The following is a 4,185-nucleotide window of genomic DNA, read 5'->3' on the forward strand; positions in this document are numbered from 1 at the left end:
TTGCACCAAAGCGCCAGTCACCGAAGTGGGCGGACAGGTCGCTGACCAGCGAGATCTGCGGGTAGCCCGGCTGGGCGTTGCCCTTGATCGGGTACACCGTGTCACCCACCACGAAATCGTCGACATGCACGACCGTAGCGCCATCGGCTTCCTGCCACGAAATGGCATAGACCCCGTCGCTGATCCGCTGCCACTCGCAGGCGGCTTCGCCCTGCGCACCGGCATAGGCGCCGGAGACGATGGCGTACTGCACGTGGCGGCCATCGGCGCTGTAGACATTGTCGGCGGCCAGGCCGTCATAGCTGACGCGGAAGCGGCGGCCGGCGAACACGGGAAGGTCAGCGGCGGTGTTCATCGGATCGCCACCGGGTTGATGTTCACCTGGGTCGAGCCGACGTACAGCGGCTGGCCGAGCACGAACAGGAATTCCCAGGCCTTGTCGCGCACCAGGGCACGGCTGTCGATCAGCTCCAGGTTGTAGATGCCACGCTTGGCCAGCATGTACTGGTTGATCGGAAACTCCTCGGCACCGTCCGGGTTCGGGTAGACCTCCGAGGCCCAGGTGTCGCCACCGAAGGCGACGATGCCCTGGTCGGCCAGCCACTTCGCCGCCTCCATGCCGATACCCGGTTCCACTTCCAGGAACTGTTTGTCGTCCTTGCCGATCAGTTCCAGCCAGCCGGTGTTGAACAGCACCACGTCGCCCTTGCGCAGGCTCAGGCCCTGCTTCTTCAGCACGGCCTGGATGTCGGCCACGGTGAACTCGGTGCCACCGGGCACGATCGCCTTGCCGTAGTACGCGGTCATGTCCAGCACGACGCCGCGGGTGACCATTGGCGGCACCTTCTCGACGCCGAGCTTGCGCACACCGTCCACGGTGACGAAGTCGGCGGCCTTGTTGCCGTTGTAGTAGACGTTGTCGATGCCGATATGGCCGATACCGTTGAGCTGGGTGCCAACGCCGGTCCAGGCGTTCACCAGTTCATCGTTGAAGGTGAACCTGTTGGGGCCCAGCGATTTGCCGGCCTGCTGGCCGACCTGAACGTTGTACAGGCGGAAGCTGCGGTGGCGGAACGCGGGCAGGTTCTTGTCCACCGGCACCGCCAGCGGATAGGTCTTGCCGGTCCTGACCAGCGATACCGCGTGCTTGACCACGTCGGCGGTCAGCAGGTTGGCCGCGCCGATCTCGTCGTCGGCGCCGTAGGCGGAGGGATACCAGTCCTCGGCGGTGGCCTGGAAGGACAGCGGCAGGGTGGCCAGCGCAAGCGCGGCCAGGGTCTTCATCTTCATGGCAAAGCTCCGGTAACTGTCAGGCCGTCGCGGCGGCGCGGGCATGGGCCGGGAAGTGCGGCAGCACGTACTCGGCGATTTCGTGGAAGGTTTCGGCCAACGGCCGTTCGTTGCGGCGGAACTGCAGGCCGATGTGGTCGACACCGGCTGCCTGCATGGCGTGCAGCTCGGCCAAAAGGGCGTTGCGGCCGCCACGCAGGCCGAAGCGCCAGCGCTGCAAGGGGGCATCAGCATCGGCTACCAGGTCCAGGTGGATGAAGCTGGCATACGGCTTGTTGCCGGCCACGGCGCGCCAGGCCGCCACGCGCTGCGCATGGTCCTGTGGCGTGCCCGGGTAGGCCAGGCAACCCTCCATGTGCTGGCCGATCCATGCCGGTTGCTGCTGGGCCAGGCCGGCCACGAACAACGGCAGGGCCGGGCCATCTGCGGGCAGCACGTCCAGGCCCTGCGGCAGGTGCGCAGCGGCGCCTTCGCGCAGCAGTGCGATCTGCTCGCGGAAGCGGCGGCCACGGCTGTCGAAGTCGCGGCCGAACAGCGGGTACTCCACCGGGCGGTCGCCACTGGCTACGCCCAGCAGCAGGCGGTCGCCGCTCAGCCGCTGCACGCTGCGCGCTGACTTCAGGGTCAGCAACGGCTCCCGGATCGGCAGCACCACCGCACCGGTGCCCAGCAGGATGTGCTCGGTGATGCCGGCCAGGTAGCCCAGGTAACTGAACACCTCGAACACCTGCGCCGCATCGCCGAAGGCCGGGTCGTACACCGGCACGTCGCGTACCCACAGCGCGCGGAAGCCGAGGCGGTCGGCCAGCCGTGCCAGCTCCGCATGGCGCTGCAGGTCCGGTTCGCCGGGCAGGCGTCGCGCGGCGCGTCGCGCCTGTTCGCCCAGCGGCGTCCAGTCATTGTCCAGCGGTGCTTCGATGCCGATGCTGAAACCCCCGGCCTGCAGCCGCGCCAACGCACTGCACATGGCGAGGCGCCTCAGTCCCAAGCCGGGGCCAGGCCCGGCGGATCGACTTCGCGGCCGTTGCGGTCAAGCGCGGCGATCGCGGCCATGTCATCGGCATCCAGGTGCAGGTCCTGGGCGAGCAGGTTGCTGGCCAGGTTCTCGCGCTTGGTCGAGGACGGGATGACCGAGTAACCCAGTTGCAGTGCCCACGCCAGCGCGACCTGGGCCACGGTAGCCTGGTGCTTGCCGGCGATGGTGGCCAGCACCGGATCCTTCAGCACCTTGCCGTAGGCCAGGGTCATGTAGGAGGTGACAGTGATGCCTTGTTCCTGCAGGAAGGCGGTCAGCGCCGGGTTCTGCAGGTAGGGGCTCAGTTCGATCTGGTTGGTGGCGATCTCGCCGGCGCCGACCACCTCGATGGCCTGCCGGGTCAGTTCGATGTTGAAGTTGGACACGCCGATCTGGCGGGTCAGGCCCAGCGTCTTGGCTTCGGCCAGTGCGGTCATGTACTCGCGCAGTTCAACGCCATTGCCCGGCGCCGGCCAGTGGATCAGCAGCAGGTCGACGTACTCGGTGCGCAGCTTGGCCAGGCTGTCGCGCAGGCTCGGGATCAACTTGTCGGCGGCGTAGTTGTCGACCCAGATCTTGGTGGTCAGGAACAGCTGGTCGCGCGGGACGCCGGATTCGGCGATGGCCTGGCCGACCTCGGCTTCGTTGCCGTAGATCTGCGCCGTGTCAACCGCACGGTAGCCGACGTCGAGGGCGTTGCGCACCGAGTCGATGACGGTATGGCCGGTCAGGCGGAAGGTGCCGACGCCAAAGGAAGGAACGCTCATGATGGACTCCAGGGACTTCGTAGAGAGCCGGCGGGCTCGGGACAGGGCGAAGTGTGGGCGCTTTACATTTGTTGATTAAGCCGTGTATACGGGAAATGCTTTTGCAGCGAGGTAAATAATGAAAACCACCCTGGATGAGCTGAAGGCCTTCGTGGCGGTGGTCGATGGTGGTTCGATCACGGCGGCGGCCGAGGCGCTGGAGCTGACCATCTCGGCCACCAGCCGCACCTTGGCGCGGTTGGAGGACAAGCTGCAGACCACGCTGCTGCGGCGGACCACGCGGCGGCTGGAGCTGACCGAGGAAGGCGCGGCGTTCCTGGAGTACGCGCGCACGATCCTGGCCACGGTCGACGAGGCCGAGGAACAGATGGCCGCGCGGCGGCTGCAGCCGGTCGGGCGCCTGCGCGTGGACGCCGCCACGCCGTTCATGCTGCACGTGATCGTGCCGCTGCTGGAGGGCTTCCGCGAGCGCTACCCGCAGGTGGAGCTGGAGCTGAATTCCAACGAGGGCATCACCGACCTGATCGAGAAGCGTACCGACGTGGCGTTCCGCATCGGCGTGCTGCGCGATTCGAGCCTGCATGCGCGGCCGATCGGCCACAGCCGCATCCGCGTGGTGGCCAGCCCCGAGTACCTGCGACGGCACGGCACGCCCACGCGGGTGGAGCAGCTGCGCGAGCACGACCTGCTGGGCTTCACCCAGCCCAGTTCGTTGAACGAATGGCCGCTGCAGGATGCCGATGGCGGTCCTTTCGTGATTGAGCCGGCGATTGCTTCGTCCAGTGGCGAGACACTGCGCCAGATGGCGGTGGCCGGGCTGGGCATCGCCTGCCTGTCCGACTTCCTGACCCGCCAGGATCGGCGTGACGGCCGCCTGGTGCAGTTGTTCGCCAGGCAGACGCAGGAGGTGCGGCAGCCGATCAACGCGGTGTACTACCGCAACACCGCGCTGGCTGCGCGCATCACCTGTTTCGTCGACCACGTGACGCAGACGCTCGGCCAGCGTCCGTTTGACGAATAAGGCGGGGTAGAGCCGGCCGCTGGCCGGCTGCCGGGAGTGCATCAGTAGATCCACGCCATGCGTGGATGGTGTTTTACGTCCGGCCAGCGGCC

At 67.2% G+C, this 4,185-nt stretch carries 4 protein-coding genes and 1 pseudogene; 1 reads left to right on the forward strand and 4 read right to left on the reverse strand.

The window, feature by feature from the left end:
- Nucleotides 1-166 precede the first annotated feature (166 nt).
- The 4 genes and pseudogenes from ABGA94_RS21800 to dkgB form a co-directional block, all read right to left on the reverse strand.
- Nucleotides 167-355: pseudogene (locus tag ABGA94_RS21800) on the reverse strand (adenylate cyclase); the annotation flags it as partial.
- On the reverse strand, nt 352-1,290 hold the full coding sequence (locus tag ABGA94_RS21805) for a cyclase family protein (protein WP_111176457.1): 939 nt from the start codon (nt 1,288-1,290) through the stop codon (nt 352-354). The gene ABGA94_RS21805 and the pseudogene ABGA94_RS21800, both read right to left, overlap by 4 nt.
- Nucleotides 1,291-1,309: 19 nt before the next feature.
- Nucleotides 1,310-2,257 carry a TIGR03571 family LLM class oxidoreductase gene (locus tag ABGA94_RS21810; protein WP_375368083.1) on the reverse strand — a complete coding sequence of 316 codons (948 nt, stop codon included), beginning with the start codon at nt 2,255-2,257 and terminating at the stop codon, nt 1,310-1,312.
- Nucleotides 2,258-2,268: 11 nt separating this feature from the next.
- Nucleotides 2,269-3,072: a 2,5-didehydrogluconate reductase DkgB gene (dkgB, locus tag ABGA94_RS21815; protein WP_375368084.1), complete on the reverse strand. Its 804-nt coding sequence runs from the start codon at nt 3,070-3,072 to the stop codon at nt 2,269-2,271.
- A 118-nt stretch (nt 3,073-3,190) separates the two neighbouring features.
- Here dkgB and ABGA94_RS21820 point away from each other — a divergent pair, with 118 nt between their 5' ends.
- Nucleotides 3,191-4,093 (forward strand): LysR family transcriptional regulator, encoded by a 903-nt coding sequence (locus ABGA94_RS21820; RefSeq protein WP_099487083.1) that lies wholly within the window; start codon nt 3,191-3,193, stop codon nt 4,091-4,093.
- The last annotated feature ends 92 nt before the right edge of the window (nt 4,094-4,185 follow it).

The sequence above is a fragment of the Stenotrophomonas sp. 3diitr2024 genome, assembly GCF_042136455.1.
In the GTDB taxonomy this organism is placed as follows: domain Bacteria; phylum Pseudomonadota; class Gammaproteobacteria; order Xanthomonadales; family Xanthomonadaceae; genus Stenotrophomonas; species Stenotrophomonas sepilia.

What these genes read in the sequence shown, in the direction of transcription:
- ABGA94_RS21805 (WP_111176457.1), bottom strand. Translation starts at nt 1,290, where the DNA reads ATGAAGATGAAGACCCTGGCCGCGCTTGCGCTGGCCACCCTGCCGCTG.
- ABGA94_RS21810 (WP_375368083.1), bottom strand. Translation starts at nt 2,257, where the DNA reads ATGTGCAGTGCGTTGGCGCGGCTGCAGGCCGGGGGTTTCAGCATCGGC.
- dkgB (WP_375368084.1), bottom strand. Translation starts at nt 3,072, where the DNA reads ATGAGCGTTCCTTCCTTTGGCGTCGGCACCTTCCGCCTGACCGGCCAT.
- ABGA94_RS21820 (WP_099487083.1), top strand. Translation starts at nt 3,191, where the DNA reads ATGAAAACCACCCTGGATGAGCTGAAGGCCTTCGTGGCGGTGGTCGAT.